The organism is Cognatishimia sp. (assembly GCF_049116455.1).
In the GTDB taxonomy this organism is placed as follows: Bacteria; Pseudomonadota; Alphaproteobacteria; order Rhodobacterales; family Rhodobacteraceae; genus Cognatishimia.
Genome location: NZ_JAGDYW010000007.1, coordinates 77682 through 97820, shown reverse-complemented (window position 1 = coordinate 97820; position 20139 = coordinate 77682). Strand labels below are relative to the sequence as shown.

Sequence of the window (20139 nt, the reverse complement as noted above, 5' to 3'; positions counted from 1 at the left end):
AAGGATTAACAGACACTTGTTTATGGATAAGGCACTGCTTGTGAAAGACGCTCTGGATCGCAAGATTATCGCTTCCCTTCAGGCCAATGCGCGCCAATCCACCGCCAGCATTGCAGCGGCTTTGGGGGTTGCACGGACCACCGTGCATGAACGCATTTCGCGCATGGAAGAGCGCGGCGTGATCAAAGGGTATTCGGTTGTACTGGGACAAGCGGATGAAACGCCGATGGTGCAAGTCATCGTGCAATTGTCAGTCAATCAGCCTGAAACCGCTAAGATCATTTCGCGCATCGGTGCTTATCTCGAAGTTAAACAATGCCTGTCCGTGAATGGCGAATTTGATCTTATAATCATCGCCGAGGCGCCAAGGATCGAAGATCTGGACGTGTTGACCGATGAATTTGGGGCCATTCCCGGCGTGATCCGCACCAAAACCCATGTGGTTTTCAGCCGCCGCATTGATCGAAACTGACGATTTGGCGGAATTTTTGTCGATATGACAATCCGATCGATCAACTCGTCATCCTGATCCCTTCATTCCGTACATTCGGCACCGCATGCTTTCCTTAAAAGAAGGAGAGATACATGCGCTGGAATATATGCGTCGTCGGAGCAGGCAAAATCGGGCAGATGATTGCGACGCTTCTTAAACAGTCACAAAACTACGCGGTGACGGTCGCTGACAGAGACCTCGCGGCTCTTTCCACGATACGCGCGTTGGATATTCCGACCAAACAAATCGATGCAACAGACCCTGTTGGTCTGGCAGCGTCACTGGCGGGATTTGATGCTGTGATTTCAGCGGCACCATTTTTCTTAACGCCAAACATCGCCAAGGCGGCCAAGGCTGCTGGAGCGCATTATTTTGACCTTACGGAAGATGTGGCCGCGACGGAGGCTGTGCGCGATCTTGCCCAGAATTCAGAAACCGCCTTCATGCCGCAATGTGGATTGGCTCCGGGGTTTGTTGGCATTGCTGGCGCAGCTCTGGCAACCGAATTTGATACATTGGACAGCTTGCACATGCGCGTCGGAGCCTTGCCACTTTTTCCGACAAATGCGCTGAAGTACAATCTGACCTGGTCCACCGACGGGTTGATCAATGAATACTGCAACCCATGCGATGCGATCGTAAATGGTGAACGCACCAAGACCTCGCCTTTGGAAGATTACGAAATCCTTGGGCATGACGGCGTAGAATACGAGTGCTTTAATACTTCTGGTGGCCTTGGCACTCTGCCTGAGACGCTGGAAGGCAGGGCGCGCGCCGTGTCTTATCGCTCGATCCGTTATCCGGGCCATTGCGACATTCTAAAGCTCTTGCTGCATGATCTGGGGCTGGAACGCCGCCGCGACCTGTTGAAAGAGATTTTTGAATCTGCCCTGCCCCGCACCGATCAGGATGTTGTGCTGGTGTTTTGTACCGCAAAAGGCACCAAAGATGGCGCGCTGCGAGAGCAGAGTTACATCAACAAATCCTTCTCTCGTTTGATTGATGGTGAGGTCTGGAGTGCGATTCAAATCACCACGGCAGCGGGTGTGCTTGGCGTTGTTGATTTGATGCGCACAGGCCAACTGCCGTCCAAGGGATTCGTGCGACAGGAAGAGGTGAAACTCTCTGATTTTCTGGCAACGGAATTTGGACAGCTTTACCGCGCTGGTGATGTGACCGAGGTGCATGCTGCAGCTTGAGTTTGGCTAATTTAACAGCGCATTTTTTTGGGTTTGTTCACATCCTAAGCAAATGTGTGTTTGACAAGTCCTGCCATGCGCGCAACTCTGGTCTCAGGTTGATTTTATTCGACATTCCAGCGCATCAGGGATTTGGAGGATGACGCTGGATATGGCAGGCCGCGCAGCAATGCGCGGCCTCCTCTATTTTCACAAAACTGTTACATATTAAGGCTTTGCAATCGGTTTCAATCCGTTGCCTTCCTTCAAGCCCGCACCTGCGTTTGGCCGAGCGCACTCCATTTGGCCCAATCACGAGTGAATCAGTGTGTAATTTTTCACGGAAATGATTCGGAACCTATGCGTGAAAAGGGGGAAATGCCCCCTTCCAAGTCTCACAGTTAGTGGGATTGTGGATTTTATGCAGCCGTCACCGTGCTTTTTAGAAAGTCCGAAATTCGCCCTTGCTGATCCGCAGTCAGACGCAGACCCAGCTTGGTGCGGCGCCAGAGGAAATCCTCTGCGGTCTGCACCCATTCTTTGTCCCGCGCCCAGTTCAGCTCTGCCGTTGTGATGCCTGCACCAAAGTCTTCTCCAAGGGCCTCGGCATTCTGCGCATCGCCAAAAATATCGAACACTTCGGTGCCATATGTGCGCAGCAGACGCTGCGCATTTTGATCGCTGAGGAACGGATACGTGCTTTTGATTTTAGCCTGCAAATCTGCGACCCCTGCGACGTCGAAATCACCCCCAGCCAAAGTCACGCCTGCCGTCCATTTTTCGGGCAAGTTCGGGAAATAGTCTCCGATCTTTTCAAGCGCGCTTTCCGCTAGTCGCCGATAGGTGGTGATCTTGCCACCAAAGACATTCAGGATTGGCGCGCCGCCCTCATCATTCACCCGCAACACATAGTCCCGCGTTGCTGCCGTCGCGCTGCTGGCACCGTCATTATAAAGCGGACGAACGCCAGAGTAGGTCCAGACCACATCTTCGGTGCTTAGGTTCTGCGTGAAGTAGTTATTGGCAAAGGCCAGCAGGTAATCGCGTTCTTCATCGCTACAGGCGGGCTTTTCCTCAAACGAGCTATGGTCAGCATCGGTGGTGCCGATCAGCGTGTAGTCCTGCTCGTAAGGGATCGAGAAAATAATCCGCCCGTCTTCGCCTTGGAAGAAATAGCATTTGTCGTGATCATAAAGCCGTTTGGTCACGATATGGCTGCCACGCACAAGGCGCACGTTTTCAGAACTGTTGATGCCAGCCACACCCTGAATGACATCCATCACCCATGGTCCGCCTGCGTTCACGATCATCTTAGCGCGGATTTCTTGCTTGGCCTCAGAGTTCACATCCTCGGTTGTGATCACCCAGATATCGCCTTCACGGCGTGCGGATGTGACCTTGGTACGGGTCATAATCTTGGCCCCGCGCGCTTCGGCGTCGCGCGCGTTCAGCACCACAAGGCGGCTGTCCTGCACCCAGCAGTCTGAATATTCATAAGCCTTGGCAAACCGATCATCGAGCGGCGCACCTTCAGGGCCGTTCACGAGATCGACTGTCTTGGTGCCCGGAAGGATTTTGCGACCCCCAAGGTTGTCATAGAGGAATAGGCCTAAACGGATCAGCCAAGCAGGGCGACGGCCTTTCATCCATGGCATAAACAGCGTCAGCAATTTTGAGGTGGGCGTTTCGGAATCAAACCGCATGTCCTTGTGATACGGCAGCACAAAGCGCATGGGCCAACTGATATGCGGCATCGCTTTCAAAAGCGTTTCGCGTTCCTGCAGCGCTTCCTGTACCAGACGGAACTCGAAGAACTCCAGATAGCGCAGGCCGCCGTGAAAGAGTTTGGTTGAGGCAGAGGATGTGGCCGAAGCCAGATCGTTCATTTCCGCCAAGGCTACAGACAGGCCCCTGCCCGCCGCGTCGCGTGCAATGCCGCAGCCATTGATGCCGCCGCCAATTACAAAGATGTCGTAGGTGTTTTCTGTGTCAGACATATCAGTCGTCCAATGAGATAAGTTTCGTGCCCCCGGCTGCTGCCGCTTTGGCAAAACTTTCGGGTGGTCGAGTGTCGGTGATCACATAGTCCAGATCGGCTACGTCGCAGATCCGAACCGGTGCGTTGCGTTCAAATTTGGTGCTATCGGCGACAAGGATTTTAGTGCGTGCATTGGCTAGGATGGCGCGAGCCACGGCGACTTCGCGTTCGTCAAAATCCAACACGGCGCCGTCTTCATCCAGCGACGATGTGCCGATCACGGCAAAGTCGGTTTTGTAACGGTTGATGAACTCCACCGCCTCAGCGCCAACAACAGCGCCGTCAGATTGACGTACCGACCCGCCTGCGATCACCAATGAATTCAGCCGTGCCCCGCGCAGAATGTGGATCACGTTGATATTGTTGGTGATGACGGTCAGGTCTTCGTGGGTCGCGAGTGCTGCAGCGACCTGCTCGGTTGTCGTGCCAATATTGAGAATAACTGAGGCGCCATTTGGAATAAGCGCCGCTGCTCTGGAGGCCATGGCCTCCTTCGCGCTGGCATTGCGTAAACGGCGTTCTTCATAGCCAAAGGATGAGGCCGAAACGAGCTTGCGCGCGCCGCCGTGGGTGCGCGTGGCAAGGCCGCGTTCACAGAGTTCGGTCAGGTCACGGCGGATGGTCTGTGTTGTCACCGCGAATCTGGCCGCTAGATTATCAACATCGACGCGATCTTCTGCGCGCAGCAATTCTAATATATCGTCCTGGCGAGCATTTAGGGCCATGATGTGCCTCGATAAAGTTCATTTTGAGTTCGAAATAGCGCGAATGAACTTATAAATCCAGTGAAATAGGCGCGAGGGTCTGAATATTCTGCATTCAAAGCTCATGTGAAGAAAGACGAGGATCGGAAACCCGGGCGATCAGTGAATGTGAATAATCAACAAAATGCGTCAAATTCCGTCGTTTTTAGGTCGCTTTGCGCGTCAGCTCCTCGTTAAATTGCAGGACCGAACCAAAAGCGGCATGTGATGTCAGATATTTTAGAAGGCCTGCAGGCAGCTTTTTGGCTGATCCTGACTTTGGATGCGGATCTCTTTGAGATCTCGTTGCGGTCGCTCTATGTCACCACCACGGCTGTCATTATATCCTCCGCCATCGGCCTACCGCTCGGATGCTGGTTGGCCCTGCGCCGGTTTCGATATCGTCGCACAGTGATTGCTTTGATGAATGCTTTAATGGGGCTGCCGCCGGTGGTGGTTGGTTTGATCGTGTATTTGCTGCTGTCGCGATCTGGTCCGTTTGGCGTTTTCGGGCTGCTGTTTACACCAGCCGCCATGATCATCGCGCAGGTCATTATTCTGACACCTCTGATTGCCTCGATTGCACATCAGGCAATCCGCGATCTTTGGGCCGAATATCACGACCTTCTGATTTCCATGAACACCACACGCGGGCAACGCATGCGCACTCTGCTGTGGGATGGACGTCGCGCCTTGTTGACGGCCTCCCTTGCTGGCTTTGGCCGTGGCATCGGCGAGGTTGGAGCCATTATGATTGTTGGTGGCAATATTGATCACGTCACCCGTGTTTTAACCACGGCGATTGCACTGGAAACAGGCAAAGGTGATTTTGCCCTCGCACTTGGGTTGGGCTTTGTGTTGATCTTCTTGGCGATCATTGTGAACCTCGCGATCCACCGGGTCTCGCAAACCGAGGTGCGTGGCCGATGGTAGGATCGATTTTCCCGATGCAGGCGGAGGACCTGACCGTTCGCAAAAGTGGGCGCAAGATTTTGCAGGGTGTTTCCGTGACGCTTGCGGCGCAGGGATTGACCATTGTGATGGGTCCAAATGGCGCTGGGAAATCAACGCTTTTGAAAACCCTGCATGGGATGGAACGATTGATTGCTGGCCAAATCTCTTGGTCCCAACCGAATGCGACAGCTCAAGATCGTCAGGCTTTTGTGTTTCAAAACCCAACCCTGATGCGACGCACGGTTTTAGACAACGTCGCTTATCCGCTTACTCTAAAGGGGATACCAAAATCCAAGGCGCGCGACATCGCGGCGGGTTGGCTCGACAAGGTGCATTTGACTAAAGCGCTAAACCAACGCGCCAGCGACCTCTCCGGCGGAGAGCGGCAGAAAATGGCATTGGTGCGTGCCCTGATCCGCGAACCCGAACTGCTGTTTCTGGATGAGCCCTGCGCCAATCTGGATGGCCGCGCCACACGCGAACTGGAAGAGATGCTGCAGGCCACAAATGCTGCCGGAACGCGCGTAATCATGGCCACACATGATCTGGGTCAAGCCAAACGGCTGGCGACCGATGTACTCTTCCTGCATCAGGGGCGGCTGTTGGAACACACACCTGCTGAGGTCTTTTTTAACACCCCACAGTCCCCGCAGGCGCAGGCCTTTTTGAACGGAGATATTGTCGAATGATGCTCAAAGCATTTGCCATCGTGGCAAGCCTTTTCACTGCAACAGTGGTTGCTGCAGATCAGATGAAACTGGCTGTTACAACAAGCTTTCATAACTCAGGTTTGTCAGATGTGCTGTTGCCAGCCATCAAGCAAGATATCGGGCTTGAGGTGCAGTTGATCGTTGTTGGAACCGGTCAGGCGTTGCGCTTGGGGCGTGCGGGCGATGTGGATGCCATATTAGTGCATTCGAAGGCATCAGAAGAAGCTTTTGTGAGCGAAGGCTTTGCGCCCCACCGCCGCGAGATCATGTTCAATGACTTTGTGCTTATCGGGCCAGAAGTGGACCCGGCGGGCATCTCTACAGCGGCAACGGCGGCGGATGCTTTGATGTTGATCCATGCTGCTCAAGCGTTCTTTGTGTCGCGTGGCGATGACAGCGGCACTCATAAAAAAGAAAAAGCCCTATGGCGCAGCACTGGTCTTGATGCAGAGGCTTTGTCAACAGATTGGTACCGCGCAGTTGGGGCTGGCATGGGGGCGGCTTTGAATGTGGCGTCAGGTATGAATGCTCATATTCTGAGCGACCGTGCGAGCTGGCTGAAATTTGGCAACAAGGGCGATCTGGCGCTTCTGTTTGCTGGCGATCCGGTGTTGTTTAATCAATATGCCTATCTCCCGGTCAGTGAAGCGAAACATCCGCATGTTAATGTGATGGCGGCTGCAAAGCTTGAAGATTGGCTGATTAGTGATCGCGCCCAAAGCCTGATTGACGGCTACCGCTTGAACGGCGCGCAGCTCTTTACCTTTAACGCCAAATAAGACCCCTATTCGTCTTGCCATTTGTGGGGCTTCGCCGCAGGCTGGCCCTATATTTTTGCTAGGTGACCTATGTCTTCACTTCGACCCACGCTTGGGGCCATCGCGGTTCTGCTGAAAGATGAAAAATTCCTGTTGGTTCAGCGTGGCAAAGACCCGGGCCGTGGGTTGTGGGGCTTTCCGGGGGGGCATGTTGAACTGGGTGAAACCGCTCAAGAGGCAGCAGTGCGCGAGCTTCTTGAAGAGACCAATATCCGGGCTGAGGCGCAGGATTATTTGACAGCCGTTGATGTAATCGGCCGCGATGATGCAGGGGACGTGAGCTATCATTTTCTGTTGGCGGTGGTGCCCTGCACCTATCAGTCGGGCGAAGCTATGGCAGGTGATGACGCGGCGGCGGTTGAATGGGTGCCCGCTGCAGAGGTGATCGCTGCGGCACGTGGATTGAACCATGGGGTTGTAGATGTCGCCAAACGGGTCTGGGAGCAGCGGCAGTGACGCCCTTACACGGGCTCAAGGTGGTCGAGTTGGCTCGTATTCTGGCGGGTCCTTGGATCGGCCAATCTCTGTCAGACCTTGGGGCCGAGGTTATAAAGGTCGAAAGCCCCGAAGGGGATGATACGCGCAAATGGGGGCCGCCCTTTATCGAGCGCGACGGCGACAAGAGCGCCGCCTACTTTTATGCCGCAAACCGAGGCAAATCCGCTGTGACAGCAGACTTTCGCACCCCTGAAGGTCAGAAGACCGTGCGGGACCTTGTGAAAGACGCGGATATTTTAATCGAGAATTTCAAAGTCGGAGGGCTGGCCAAATATGGGCTGGACTATGAAAGCCTATCGCAGCTGAACCCGAGGCTGATTTACTGTTCCGTGACGGGGTTTGGGCAGACGGGTCCCCTTGCGCAGAAGCCGGGGTATGACTTCATGATTCAGGGGCTTTCGGGATTAATGTCGATCACTGGCGAACCTGATGGCGCACCGCAAAAAGTCGGTGTTGCCGTCACCGATATCGTGACCGGTCTTTATGGGACCATTGGCATTCTGGCGGCTGTTCAGCAACGGCATGTGACTGGAAGAGGTCAGCACATAGATATGTCTTTGATGGATTGCGCGACGGCGCTGCTTGCGAACCAGGCCATGAACCATCTTGTATCCGGGGATACTCCGCCGCGATTGGGCAATGCGCATCCAAACATTGCGCCCTATCAGGTTGTTCCAACCTCTGATGGACATATCATCATTGCAGTTGGAAATGACGCGCAGTTTGCCCGGTTATGTCAGGTCTTGGGTTGCCCCGATGCTGCGACGCAGGCCCAGTATGTGACCAACGAGCTGCGCGTTCAAAATCGCGATCATTTGACCGCTTTGCTTGAGGCGGAAACCGTTAAATTCACGCGCTCTGATTTGCTGGCGAAGTTGGATGCCGTGCAAGTTCCGAATGGGCCTATCAACTCTGTTTCAGAGGCCTTGGCGCATCCTCAAATCTCAGCGCGTGGTTTGAAAATTGCGCCGGAAGGCATTCCAGGATTACGTGGGCCTTGGGTGTTTTCTGATGCTGAACTCTCCATATTGGATAGTGCTCCGCGCCATCAATCGGCCAAAGATTGATCTTCCAAAAGTTGATTAAATTTCTATTTTGCTGCCCAGAGATAAATGCGGTTTTTAAGATACAAAACGGCACTAAGCTCAATGGCGCACGTTATGTAAATTACTCAACTTAAAGGGGGTGGCAAATGTGTCACAATCTCCCCGCAATCGTGCCTTTGTTATGTCATAATCCCGCCTATAATGCGGGAATCTATGTGGAATTCTCCCCGTGCGCTCAGATTTGCTCTGGATTAATCAGATCAAGCAGGTATAAAAATTGCCATTAATAACGGGTTAAAAAAACCCATCATCTGAGCGGTGAAATCTAATGAGTGTACTAAGTTATGCCGTCCGTGGCACGGACGGAGCTGTGGCGCGTGGCCAGACCTCGTCTCTGGACAACAACGTCATTTTTACAGGCAACGTTAAGCATGTTTCGCTTAACCTCTCCCCCGCGGATGTGGTGGGTTATATTCAAAACGGAAATGATTTGCTGATTGAACTCGCCAGCGGCGAAGTGATCAATCTGCAGGGATATTTCATCAACACTGGTGAGGAAAAAGAACTTTTCCTTAGCAAGGATGGTGAATTCCACGAAGTCGATCTGGGGGCGCCAATTGGCAACCAATTCCCAGCGACCTACGAGACAGCGGAACTGTCCGGCAAGTGGTCCCAGTATGATGAGCTGACTTTCCTTGATCTGGAACGTGTTGAGCCTGTTGTGGCTCCACTGATCGCACCTGCTCTGGGTGGTCTGGGTGCCGTGGCCGCAGTTGGTGGCGCAGCACTGGTTGTCGGCGGCGGAGCTGGTGGTTCTGACGCCATCATTCCAACCGTGGATGATGCTGACGTGAGCCGCGTGATCGGCGGCACTGGTCCTGACACAGTGACTATCACAGGTACAGGTGAAGCCGGATCCACAGTTACTGTTGATGTTGGTGGCGAAATCCAGGAAACCACTGTTGGCGATGATGGAACTTGGAGCGTCTCTTTCGAGCCATCCACAATGCCAGCGGACGGCATCTATCCGACGGCCGTTCACGTCGTTGCGCCTGACGGAACTGAATACAACATCGACGGCCCAAGCGTCGATATCGACACAACCGCACCTGACGCGACCGTTTCCGAAGGCACCCTGTCTGTCGGCGAAGTTGTGAACGCAGAAGAATATGCAGATGGTCATGTGATCTCTGGTTCTGGCGAAGCGGGCGCCACCATCGATGTGACCATCAATGGCACAACGCATAGCACAACCGTTGGCGACGACGGCAGCTGGTCCGTGAACTTTGCAACCTCAGAAATCGCGACCGGCGAATATGAGACCGAAGTCACCATCACTTCAACTGATGCGCGCGGCAACAGCGTCACCACAACAGACACGCTGTCTGTCGACACTGTGGCACCGGGCATCGATCTGAACACAGTTGAAGGTGACAATATCATCAGCGCGTCTGAGCTCTCTGATGGTGTAACTCTGACCGGATCTGGCGAAGCAGGTGCGGCGTTGACCATTGAATTCCAAGGTCAGACTTATACGACAACCGTTGGTGACAACGGTACTTGGTCTTTGGATGTGGCGGCTTCCGCCATTCAGTCTGGCACTTACGACAGCACAGTGGTTTTGACCGCAACAGATGCAGCCGGCAACAGCCACAGCGAAAGCTTTACCGTTCAAGTCGATACCGAAGGGTCGGTCAGCTTGAACACACCGATCGAAGGCGACAACGTTGCCAATGCGAACGAAGTGTCTGACGGCATTACGTTGACCGGGACTGCGGAAGCAGGGTCGCAAGTTGTTATTTCTTTCCAAGGCATTAATCGCACTGTGACCGCTGATAGCAGCGGCAACTGGACCGTCGATTTTGCATCAAATGAAATCGCAAGCGGCGACTATGACGCGGATATTTCCATCACGGCAACCGACGCTGTGGGCAACACCAGCACCACAAGCGGCACTGTGCACGTCGATACGGAAATCAATGCATCGATCGACAACGGCCAAGTGGGCGGCGACGATACCGTGAACGCAGATGAAGCCGACAATGGCTTTACGCTGACGGGTCAAGCGGATGCGGGTGCATCTGTGCAGGTAACATTGCATGGCGTGACCAAAACCGTAACGGCTGGTTCCGATGGCTCATGGTCTGCTTCCTTCGCCTCCGGTGAAATCCCAGATGGTGAATATGATGCGGCGGTCAGCGTGACCGCGACAGATACGGCGGGCAACGTCACAACCGTTTCCGATACAATCCGTGTGGACACCGAAGTCTCTGTTGGCACCGACAATGACCAAGCAGGCGGCGACAATATCGCCAATGCTGCAGAAGTCTCTGGCGGTCTGGCCTTCACAGGTACCGCAAGCGCAGGCGAGCAGGTTCAGGTGAGCTTCCAAGGCGTCACCAAAACTGTGACCGCAGGCGCGGATGGGTCTTGGACTGCAAACTTTGCGTCCTCTGAGATTCCACAAGGTGAGTACACAGGCACATTGACTGCAACCGTGACCGATGCTGCAGGCAATACCGCGACATCCAGCCAAGAAGTTCGGGTTGATACGTCGACGCAAACCAGCGTTTCGGTTCAACCAGCGGTGGGTGACGCTGCTGTGAACGCTGCTGAGATGCAGCAGGGTGTGACGCTTGATGGCACCGGTGAACCGGGCGCGTCTATCCGCGTGGAAATTGGCGGCGTGATCCGCGAAACCACTGTGACCGAAAGCGGCACCTGGTCTGTGACTTATGAAAATGGCAGCTTGCCAGGTGGTTCATACACTACCACTGCAAACGTCACGGCAACTGACCTTGCCGGCAACACAGCAACCACAAGCAGTCAGTTCAACGTCGACACAGAGATCTCTAATCCGTTGATCAACGCGGTGACTTTCTCGGATGATGATGTGACGGCTGTTTCGCTGGAAACCGGCGATCAAGAGTACACAATCAATGCTCTGAACGCGAACGGCACACACAGCGAAATGAGCGCGACCGAAGTAGCACTGACACCGGATGAAAGCCTCTTTGCCCTGAACCCAGCGGCAGCAGATGGCACGAACTTGGTGATCTCTGGCGAAGATGCCGCAGGCAACCAGTCTGACACGCTGTTGGTATTGGATGACAATGCGACAAACGCAGGCACGCTGGATCACAACGCTTTGGGCAACTTCAATATTGAAGGCATCGAGCTTGACTACGCATCTGACGTCAACTTGACCCTCACCGAAGACCAAATTCGTGAGATGTCCGATACCTCTGACACATTGACCATCCACGGCGGCAGCGACGATACGATCAACGTATCTGGTGCACAGGCCACCGGTGATACCGTCAATATTCAGGGCGAGGACTACGACGTCTACACCGTTGGTGATGATGGCGTGACGCTGATTGTCGACCAAGACATCAACATGGTCATTTGATCATGATCCGGGCGGGGCTGATCTTTCGGCGCCGCCCCCACCACAGATTGAAAGCAGAGCCAGTGGCCTACACCCGCCTTCTCCTTCCTCTCCTCGCCGGCCTTGCGCTGACGGGGTGCATGTCGGATTTGCCGACTGCCAAGGAATTGATGGCCAAACTACCCGGCTCTGAAACCCGCGCAGAAAAACCAGCGAAAGCTGATGGCGAAGCCGCGCCAAACTTCTTTCAAAAGTTAAAGAACAAGGCTTCACCAGAGATTTCAGACGTGGACACCAGTTCTGAAATCATTGCGGATTTGCAGTCCCGCAGATCGTCGTTGGGCGCAGGCAGCACATATGGCCAGATTGCGCATGCCGCGTTGGCGACTGGGGCAAGCTCAGCTGAGGCTGAATTGCGCACCGCAAAATTGCGCGCTGAAGCCGCGAACAAAAACTGGCTGCCAACGATTGGCCCGTCTATCAGCCTGACATCATTGGGCGAAACCATTGCCAGCCTGTTGGTTGAGCAGGTGGTCTTTGACAATGGCAAACGCAAAGCGGAACGCGCCTTTGCAGCAGCAGACGTCGAAGTGGCGGCTGTGTCCTTATCTGAGGACATGAATGAACGTGTGTTTACCGCCGTTTCTCTCTACGTCACCGCCCTGCGTGGCCAAGCGAAAGCGCAAGAGGGTGAAAAGGCTCTGGGGCGCATGCGGTCTTTGCAGAAGATCGTCGATGGCCGAGTGCGCGGAGGTGTCTCTAACAAAGGCGATCTGCGCACGGTTGATGGCAAGGTGCTGGATCTGAAAAACGCTGTCCAAAACGCAAATGAATCCGCCAATATTGCTATTTCTGAACTGCGCTCGTTAACCAAAAACGACTTCCCAGGAAAACCGGTTGGCGATTTGAACATTGGACGCCCAGCGTCCGTGGATCCTCTGGCTGTGATCCGTGCGAGCGCTGAGGGCAAGCGCAGCGTGGCGCAGGCCAAAGCAGAACGCGCAGCAAAACTCCCAAGCATCAAGGCAACTGCGAATACCACAGGCGATGGAGTGACAGGAGGATTGCGAGCAGGGTCTGATCAGGGCTTTGGTTTTGGCACCGGGGCTGAACTGAAAGCCATCAAAAGCACGCAGGACGCGGCAGAGCGTCAGGTCGTAGAGGCACGTCAGAAATCCGAACGCGCCATTAACCGGATCGAACATCGTATTGCCAGCTTGAAACGGCAGGAAAAAGACGCGGCGGGATTGGCGGCTGAGGGTCAGAAAACCTTCCAGCTTTTTGAAAGTCAGTTCAAAGCTGGTCAAAGATCGATCATCGAAGTCGTTGGTGCCTATGAAAAGTCGATCAACCGCCGTATGGAGCATCTGGACGCGAAATACGACGTCATGATCGCCCAGCTTGAACTGGCTCGTGATCTCGGTCTGCTGGCAAACGGAGATGATATATGACGCAGGGCAAGGCACCCGTGGTTTTGTCGATTAACCCGGTGAAGGCTGTGAAAGCCGCACCGGCAAATGCGCCTGTTCAACCCGAACCTCAGATCACGTTGGAAACGCCTGAAGCTGGTATCACCGATCTGATCAACGGTACTGCCAGCCGGATCCAGCACCGCGCTCAGCTGATTTCCACCCTTGCGAGTTTGCACGGCGAAGACAGCCCAGTTGTAGATATTGCCGAGTACATGTGGACCAACGCGCCGGGCGATGTGTCGATCAAAGCCCTGTCCAAAGCGCTGAAACATGCAGGCGTAGACCCTAAAGTTGCCAATAAAGCCGCAATCGAAGCCAACAGTTGGCCTGCGATCACGTTGATGACCAATGGGCAATCGGTGCTGGTTCTGTCGCAAGAAGACGACACACTCACGATCTATGATCCAAGCTGTGCGGACAATCGCACCGAAGTGCCGGTAAGCGAGTTTGCACCCTTTTTCAGCGGAACGATTTTACGCGCTAAAGTGGGCCTGAAACAGATCGCGGAACGTCAAGTGCCGCAGGTCGCCAAAGGCCATTGGTTCTGGGGTGAGTTTTCCAACTACAAATCTCATATCGGCGAGATCATGTTGGGCTCTTTGATGGCCAATATCTTGGCCGTCGGTGTCGCGCTCTTTTCATTGCAGGTCTATGACCGCGTGATCCCGCACCAGTCGCAATCCACGCTTTGGGTGCTGGCGGTTGGTGCACTGATGGCCGTGGCTTTGGAAGGCGCTTTGAAACTTGCCCGCGCGCGGATGAGTGATGCCGCCGGTCGGCGGATTGAGCTATCGATCCAAAACACATTGATGCGCCGCCTATTGGGTATGCGCTCGGATCAACGCCCCTTGCCCGCCTCTGGCCTTTTTGCTGCGATGCGTGATTTTGGCAGTGTCAGAGACTTCTTTACGTCCTCCACAATCGCCGTTCTCGCTGATATTCCCTTCATTTTGATCTTCCTCCTGCTGGTCGCTTCGATTGCGGGCAACCTGGTCTGGCTCTTGGTCATCGGTGGCTTGCTGATGGTGCTGCCCGCCTATGCGCTACAGAAACGCATGATTGCCCTGACCCGCAAAACGCAGGGTGCTGCGGCCAAAGCGGGCCGTCTGCTGCAAGAGGTCATCACCGAACTCGACACCGTGAAAACGCAGCGTGGCGAAGACCGTGTTCTGCGTCTTTGGGATGAGCTGAACAACCTTTCGACCCATAGCTCTGCCGAGCAGCGTCGCCTCTCCAATATGCTGACCTATTGGTCGCAAGGTGTGCAGCAAGTGACCTATGTCGGCACGGTTGTGGTTGGGACCTACCTGGTTTTCGCAGGGCAATTTACTGTCGGTACGATCATTGCCGTAGGTATCCTGACCAGCCGTACCCTCGCACCGCTGACCCAGTTTGCAGGCATCATGGCCCGCTGGAGCAACGTCAAAGGTGCGTTGGAAAGCCTGGATTCCATTGCTCTTGCGCCACAGGAAAAAGACGCCGACCGCAAATACCTGCGTCGTGAAACACTGGGCGGCAAATTCGAACTACGCGAGTTGGCGTTCAGCTATGATGAGGGCGGCACGCAGACCTTGGACGTACCTGGCGTGGTGATCAAACCGGGGCAACGTGTGACCATTCTAGGCGCGAACGGCTCTGGTAAATCCACGTTGCTGAAATTGCTGGCAGGTCTTTATGCGCCGACCAAAGGCCGGATCATGCTGGATGACACCGATATGTCCCAGATCGATCCACGCGATGTACGCCGTGGTATTGGCTATCTGGGTCAGGACGTGCGCCTCTTTGCCGGCAGCCTGCGCGACAACTTGAACCTCAACCAGCTGGAACGAGATGATGACCGCCTGATGGCGGCGCTTGATTTCGCGGGTCTTGGGCCTTTCTTGCGCGGCCATCCTCAGGGTTTGGATCTGCAACTGCGCGACGGCGGCGAAGGCCTGTCGATTGGTCAACGCCAATCCATCGGCTGGGCGCGGCTTTGGCTGCAAAATCCAAGTATCGTTTTGCTGGATGAACCCACCGCGGCGCTTGATCAGACTCTGGAACGCACCTTGGTAAGCCGCCTTGGCCCTTGGCTTGAAAACCGCACCGCAATCATCGCAACCCACCGCACACCGATCTTGGCGCTCTCAACCCGCACCTTGATTTTGCAGGCGGGCCGCCTTGTGGTCGATGGCCCGCGTGAACAAGTCCTTGCGCATCTCGCATCAGGAGAGCGTTCATGAGCGACTCCCAAGTGGGATTGGATAACGAACTAGACGAACAACTGGGCAGCGCCCGGAAGACCATTCGTTTGGTTGCACTTGCCGTTATCCTCTTCCTGTTGTGGTCAGCTTTTGCTTGGATTGACGAGATTGTCCGTGCGGATGGCGAAGTTGTGTCGTCCTCCCGATCCCAAAGCATCCAAAACCTCGAAGGTGGCATTCTGGCCGATATTTCGGTGCGTCAGGGTCAACAAGTCGAGGCTGGTCAAATTCTGGCAACGCTACAAGATACGCGCTTTCGCTCTGCCTTTGATGATTTGCAGGACCAGATTGATGCGCTGGAAATCAAGCGTATGCGGTTGGAAGCGGAAATCGAGGGCCAATACGAATTTGCTGTTCCTACAGATTTGGCCGAACGCTCACCGCGCATCGTGACCTCGGAACGCGCACTTCTGAAAGCACGTCAGACCGACTTTGACAGCCGCAGCAGCGGGGCCCTTTCGCAGCTTGAACAGGCGCAAAGTGAACTCGCGAATATGCAGCGGCTCTATAAGCAGGAATTCGTTGCCCTGCTCGAGGTCAACAAGGCGCGCACTGAGGCCTCTGAGGCCGAAATTCGCTACATGGATATTGTCACGCAGTCTGAATTGACCCGGGCAGAGGAATATTCAGAAACGCTGCAGGAACTGACCTCCAAACGTCAAGAAATGCGACTGGCCACGGATCAGTTGGACCGCACAATCATAACCGCTCCGATGCGCGGCATTGTGAACAACCTGGGTGTGACAACGATTGGCGGTGTGATCCGCCCCGGGGAAGAGATTTTTGAAATCATACCACTAGACGAAGAGCTGTTCGTTGAGGCCCGCGTGCGACCCGAAAACATCGCAAGTGTTGGCTTGGGACAAGCTGCGACGATTAAGCTAACTGCTTATGATTACACGATTTACGGTACTCTGAAAGGTACGGTAGAGTTTGTATCTGCAGACACTTTCGAAGACGAACGTGATCCGTCTTTGCCGCCTTTTTATAAGGCCACCGTTAATGTCGATCTGGACAATCTAACGGACCGCCAGAAGGCGATTGAAATCCGCCCTGGCATGCGGGCGCAGATTGAGTTGCACACCGGTGAAAAAACCATTCTGCAATATCTGCTGAAGCCACTTTATAAATCCCGCGAGGCCCTGCGCGAACCCTAGGGTATGGCGCAGGCACTACCGAAAACCGGTCTCCAGTTTTCGGGATTTTCTTAACGTAGGCTTGCCCAGCTTTCAGTCATCAAAGCATTCAGCGTCTTGGTATCCAGCGTGGTCCCAACTGAAACTTTGCGGCCCCCCATCGCGGCTTTTGAAGACACAACTGACACCAATGAAGGTTGTTGGCTGTCACCAAACGACAGAACCGGTGCACCTGAAGCGCCAAATTCAACCTGACAGGACATCACCAAAGTCTCACTTTGCTGCGCTAGAACCTGGCATGGGTAGGCAAAGGCAGGATCGTTTTTGTGTCCCAAAGCGTATGACACCACGCCCAACATTTCGCCTTTAGACGGGCGACCGCCCACTGGCACGGGTTTTGCGTCAGAACTGGAAATCGCTGAATTCAGACGTAACAGAGCCACATCATAGCCAAGCTGTGCTTTGCCGCGTTTGTTGTGTTTGTAGTCTGGATGGTGCTTGGCATCAGAAACACCGCGCGTCGCTTTGGCTTTACCGCCAGCCAATCCAGCTTGGAATTTCATTTTTTCCGGGCGGATTTTACGCCCCGAATATGGATCATAAAGGCAATGCGCTGCGGTTAATACGGTGTCTGGCGACACCAAGGCGCCGGTACACATGGACCGACCTCCAAACATAATGCGGCCAATGGCAGACCCGCCAGGCAGGTCACTTACTCGAATTGCCCGTGCCGTGGATTCGTCCCCGGCGATTGAGGGTGTGGCCAAAGCCAAAGCCAAAATAAAAGAAGTTACTCGCACGTATTACTCCACTTTCTTCAACGCTTCGCCTTGTTCTTGATTCTTCAAAACAAGGGTTTGACGCTTTCGTCCCAGCCATAAGGCAGACTGCAAGGGGCAGAAGTCGGGCGTGTGGAGATCTTTTTGGAGCTGCTTTTGTGCTCAAATCGCGGCAAATGGTACGAAATTGGGGCAGACAGGATCAGTCTGAGTGTTGCGACTTATGTGCGCGGCAGGCGCAGGATCAGCGGCACAATGGCAAGGATCAGGATCGCCGCGAACAAATAGGGCGCACCCGGCAAATAGAATGAGGCGTCATTTACAAAGCGCTCAAAAACACCGGTCATCGCCAATGGGGCCACAACAGCAGCAACGGAAGCCAGCGAGGCAATTACACCCTGCACCAATCCTTGTTGGTCCTCACCAACTTGATTGGACGCAATCGCCGTCATCAATGGCGGGGACATATCCGCCATGGCCGCAATGGGTAGGAAGACAACAACCATCCAAACGCTGTCGGCAAATCCAAAGCCAATCAAAGCTACGACAGACGTACCTACGGCAAACATCAGCGTCTTATAGTCGCCAAAGCGTTTGGTCAGCTGCGGCAGGATCCCGGCCTGCACCACAGCGATCAAGATGCCATATGCAGACAGCGACAGACCAATGACAAAGCCGTTCCAGCCAAAGACCTCGCGGCCCCAGAAGGCCCAAAGGGTTGGGTAAACGAGGTTTGCGAATTCAAAGACAAAAAGGCAAATCAAAGGGATCGCCAAACCGGGCACCAAGAAAGCGCGAAAGATGGCGCCAAAGGGGTTCAGGTCGCGACGGCCGAATTTGCGGCGCTTTTCGGGTTTCAATGACTCAGGCAGTACAAAGATACCAAACGCTACATTGGCTGCGGCCAAAGCAGCTGCAATCCAAAACGGCGCTGTGATGTGAATGCCCGACGCCATGCCGCCAATCGCAGGCCCCATAACAAAGCCAATCCCAAAGGCTGCGCCAATCATCCCGAAGGCTGCGCCCCGGTCTTTAGGATCCGCGATATCGGCAATATAAGCAGTCGCTGTCACGTAAGTTGCCCCGGCGACGCCTGCCAGAATGCGCCCAATCAACAAAACCCAATAGGTCTGAGCCAATGCCATGATCACATAATCAATGGCCAGCGTCACAAGCACGGCAATCAAAACCGGTCGACGCCCGATGGCATCAGAAATACTGCCTACAATCGGCCCGCAGAGGAACATGGCCACCGCGTAGGCCGACATCATGACCCCGCCCCAAAAGGCACCCTCTGCTGTACTGCCAGCGCCAACCCGATCCATGAGATCAGGCATGATTGGAAACACGATGCCAATGCCAATCGCATCCAACATCAAAGTCGCCAAAATAAAGAGGAAAGGCCCGCGGAGTTTCATGGCGCCAAGGGACACCGCCCAGTCTCAAAGTGCAAGTTGAAAAGGGCTTACTTGCTGACAGATTTCGGCAGTGCACCAAATCTATTTAATTTGGATCCGTGCGCAGTTCTGATCCCACCGGCGGTTTGCAGCGTGGGTCTTTCTTAAGTGCCATCACAAAGCTGATAATTTCCGCCACAACTTCCCAATGTTCGACTGGCACGCGTTCATCCACATCGATCACATCATAAAGCGAGCGGGCGAGTGGTTTGTTTTCAACAATTGGAATGTCGTGCTCATGGGCGATCAGACGAATTTGCCGTGCCATCAAGTCAGCGCCCTTGGCCACACAGACCGGAGCGGCATCAACGCCCTGTTCGTATTTCAGCGCAACTGCATAGTGGGTTGGGTTGGTTAGGATTACATCGGCCTGCGGAACAAAGGCTGCAATCCGCTGCTGTGAACGCTGTCGACGCAGTTGTGCACGTTTGCCTCGGATCAAAGGATCACCCTCGGCTTCTTTCATTTCGTCGCGGATTTCCTTCACCGACATCATCTGCTTTTTACGCCAATCAAAGCGTTTCCACAGAATATCGATGATGGCGATGGGCACCAGAAAAACCGCTGCCATGATCAACAGCCGGCGCGTGGCATCAGACATATACATAGGAAGGTGTTCTGGTACAAAACCCGTCCCAGTCCAGATATCGCGCACGGCCAGATCCGTGACCCAAAGCGCCATTGCACCAACGACAAAGACCTTCACCAGGCTTTTGATAAACTCGACCAGCGTATTTGCGGAAAACTGGCGTTTTATTCCTTCGATCGGCGAAATTTTCGATAGTTTGGGCTTGATGCGATCCAGCGCCACCACAGTTTCGCCCTGGATCAGAACGCCCGCAACACCACCTAGAAAGATCAATCCAAATATCGGGGCTATGGCCGTCGCCACGCGCGACATGAAATCCCAAAAGACGCCGCCCAAAGTCGCCACACCGGGCCGTTCAATGCCCACATGAATGCGGCCTGCATTGTCCACCAGAGAGGCCAATGCCTCGACCAGCTTTGGCCCCTGCCATTGCAAGGCCACACCAACCACCCCGATCAGCGATACAACCACCATCATGTTCCCGGTTTCACGGGAAGAGGGCACATCACCTTTCTTGCGCGCATCGCGCAGCTTTTTCTCGGTGGGTTCCTGGGTTTTGTTACTCTTGTCTTCTTCTGCCATCGCCTGCGCCCC

General features: G+C 54.3%; 16 protein-coding genes. 11 read left to right on the top strand and 5 right to left on the bottom strand.

The annotated features are described in order from the left end of the window. Window positions 1-22: 22 nt before the first annotated feature. Together JXQ85_RS16365 and JXQ85_RS16360 are read left to right on the top strand one after the other, a co-directional pair. On the top strand, window positions 23-472 hold the full coding sequence (locus JXQ85_RS16365; RefSeq protein ID WP_421750040.1) for an Lrp/AsnC family transcriptional regulator: 450 nt from the start codon (window positions 23-25) through the stop codon (window positions 470-472). A gap of 113 nt (window positions 473-585) precedes the next feature. Then, complete coding sequence (locus JXQ85_RS16360) at window positions 586-1692, top strand: saccharopine dehydrogenase family protein (protein WP_421750039.1); 1107 nt, start codon at window positions 586-588, stop codon at window positions 1690-1692. Between the two features lie 398 nt (window positions 1693-2090). Here JXQ85_RS16360 and glpD read toward each other — a convergent pair whose 3' ends face one another. Then, window positions 2091-3668, bottom strand: a complete 1578-nt coding sequence (gene glpD / locus JXQ85_RS16355; protein WP_421750038.1) for a glycerol-3-phosphate dehydrogenase — start codon at window positions 3666-3668, stop codon at window positions 2091-2093. Window position 3669: 1 nt separating this feature from the next. After that, window positions 3670-4434 carry a DeoR/GlpR family DNA-binding transcription regulator gene (locus JXQ85_RS16350; protein ID WP_421750037.1) on the bottom strand — a complete coding sequence of 255 codons (765 nt, stop codon included), beginning with the start codon at window positions 4432-4434 and terminating at the stop codon, window positions 3670-3672. A 246-nt stretch (window positions 4435-4680) separates the two neighbouring features. Here JXQ85_RS16350 and JXQ85_RS16345 point away from each other — a divergent pair, with 246 nt between their 5' ends. From JXQ85_RS16345 to JXQ85_RS16305, 9 genes are all read left to right on the top strand, one after another. Then, window positions 4681-5385, top strand: coding sequence for an ABC transporter permease (locus JXQ85_RS16345; protein WP_421750036.1), 705 nt, complete (start codon window positions 4681-4683; stop codon window positions 5383-5385). Continuing rightward, window positions 5379-6095 (top strand): ATP-binding cassette domain-containing protein, encoded by a 717-nt coding sequence (locus tag JXQ85_RS16340; RefSeq protein WP_421750035.1) that lies wholly within the window; start codon window positions 5379-5381, stop codon window positions 6093-6095. The genes JXQ85_RS16345 and JXQ85_RS16340 overlap by 7 nt, the downstream gene beginning before the upstream one ends. After that, on the top strand, window positions 6095-6895 hold the full coding sequence (locus JXQ85_RS16335; RefSeq protein WP_421750055.1) for a substrate-binding domain-containing protein: 801 nt from the start codon (window positions 6095-6097) through the stop codon (window positions 6893-6895). The genes JXQ85_RS16340 and JXQ85_RS16335 overlap by 1 nt, the downstream gene beginning before the upstream one ends. A gap of 69 nt (window positions 6896-6964) precedes the next feature. Then, on the top strand, window positions 6965-7390 hold the full coding sequence (locus tag JXQ85_RS16330; RefSeq protein ID WP_421750034.1) for an NUDIX hydrolase: 426 nt from the start codon (window positions 6965-6967) through the stop codon (window positions 7388-7390). After that, entirely contained in the window at window positions 7387-8499 is a 1113-nt protein-coding gene (locus tag JXQ85_RS16325) for a CaiB/BaiF CoA transferase family protein (RefSeq protein WP_421750033.1), read from the top strand. The genes JXQ85_RS16330 and JXQ85_RS16325 overlap by 4 nt, the downstream gene beginning before the upstream one ends. Window positions 8500-8806: 307 nt before the next feature. Next, entirely contained in the window at window positions 8807-11890 is a 3084-nt protein-coding gene (locus JXQ85_RS16320) for an Ig-like domain-containing protein (protein ID WP_421750032.1), read from the top strand. A gap of 119 nt (window positions 11891-12009) precedes the next feature. Further along, entirely contained in the window at window positions 12010-13320 is a 1311-nt protein-coding gene (locus JXQ85_RS16315; protein WP_421750031.1) for a TolC family protein, read from the top strand. After that, complete coding sequence (locus tag JXQ85_RS16310; protein WP_421750030.1) at window positions 13317-15563, top strand: ATP-binding cassette domain-containing protein; 2247 nt, start codon at window positions 13317-13319, stop codon at window positions 15561-15563. Before JXQ85_RS16315 ends, JXQ85_RS16310 begins: the two co-directional genes overlap by 4 nt. Continuing rightward, window positions 15560-16741, top strand: coding sequence for an HlyD family efflux transporter periplasmic adaptor subunit (locus JXQ85_RS16305; RefSeq protein WP_421750029.1), 1182 nt, complete (start codon window positions 15560-15562; stop codon window positions 16739-16741). The genes JXQ85_RS16310 and JXQ85_RS16305 overlap by 4 nt, the downstream gene beginning before the upstream one ends. Before the next feature lie 50 nt (window positions 16742-16791). On the opposite strand, the gene JXQ85_RS16300 is transcribed toward JXQ85_RS16305, so the two are convergent. The 3 genes from JXQ85_RS16300 to JXQ85_RS16290 form a co-directional block, all read right to left on the bottom strand. Then, complete coding sequence (locus JXQ85_RS16300) at window positions 16792-17520, bottom strand: trypsin-like serine peptidase (protein ID WP_421750028.1); 729 nt, start codon at window positions 17518-17520, stop codon at window positions 16792-16794. A 200-nt stretch (window positions 17521-17720) separates the two neighbouring features. Next, window positions 17721-18917, bottom strand: a complete 1197-nt coding sequence (locus JXQ85_RS16295) for an MFS transporter (protein WP_421750027.1) — start codon at window positions 18915-18917, stop codon at window positions 17721-17723. An 85-nt stretch (window positions 18918-19002) separates the two neighbouring features. Next, window positions 19003-20127 (bottom strand): EscU/YscU/HrcU family type III secretion system export apparatus switch protein, encoded by a 1125-nt coding sequence (locus JXQ85_RS16290; RefSeq protein WP_421750026.1) that lies wholly within the window; start codon window positions 20125-20127, stop codon window positions 19003-19005. Window positions 20128-20139: the final 12 nt, after the last annotated feature.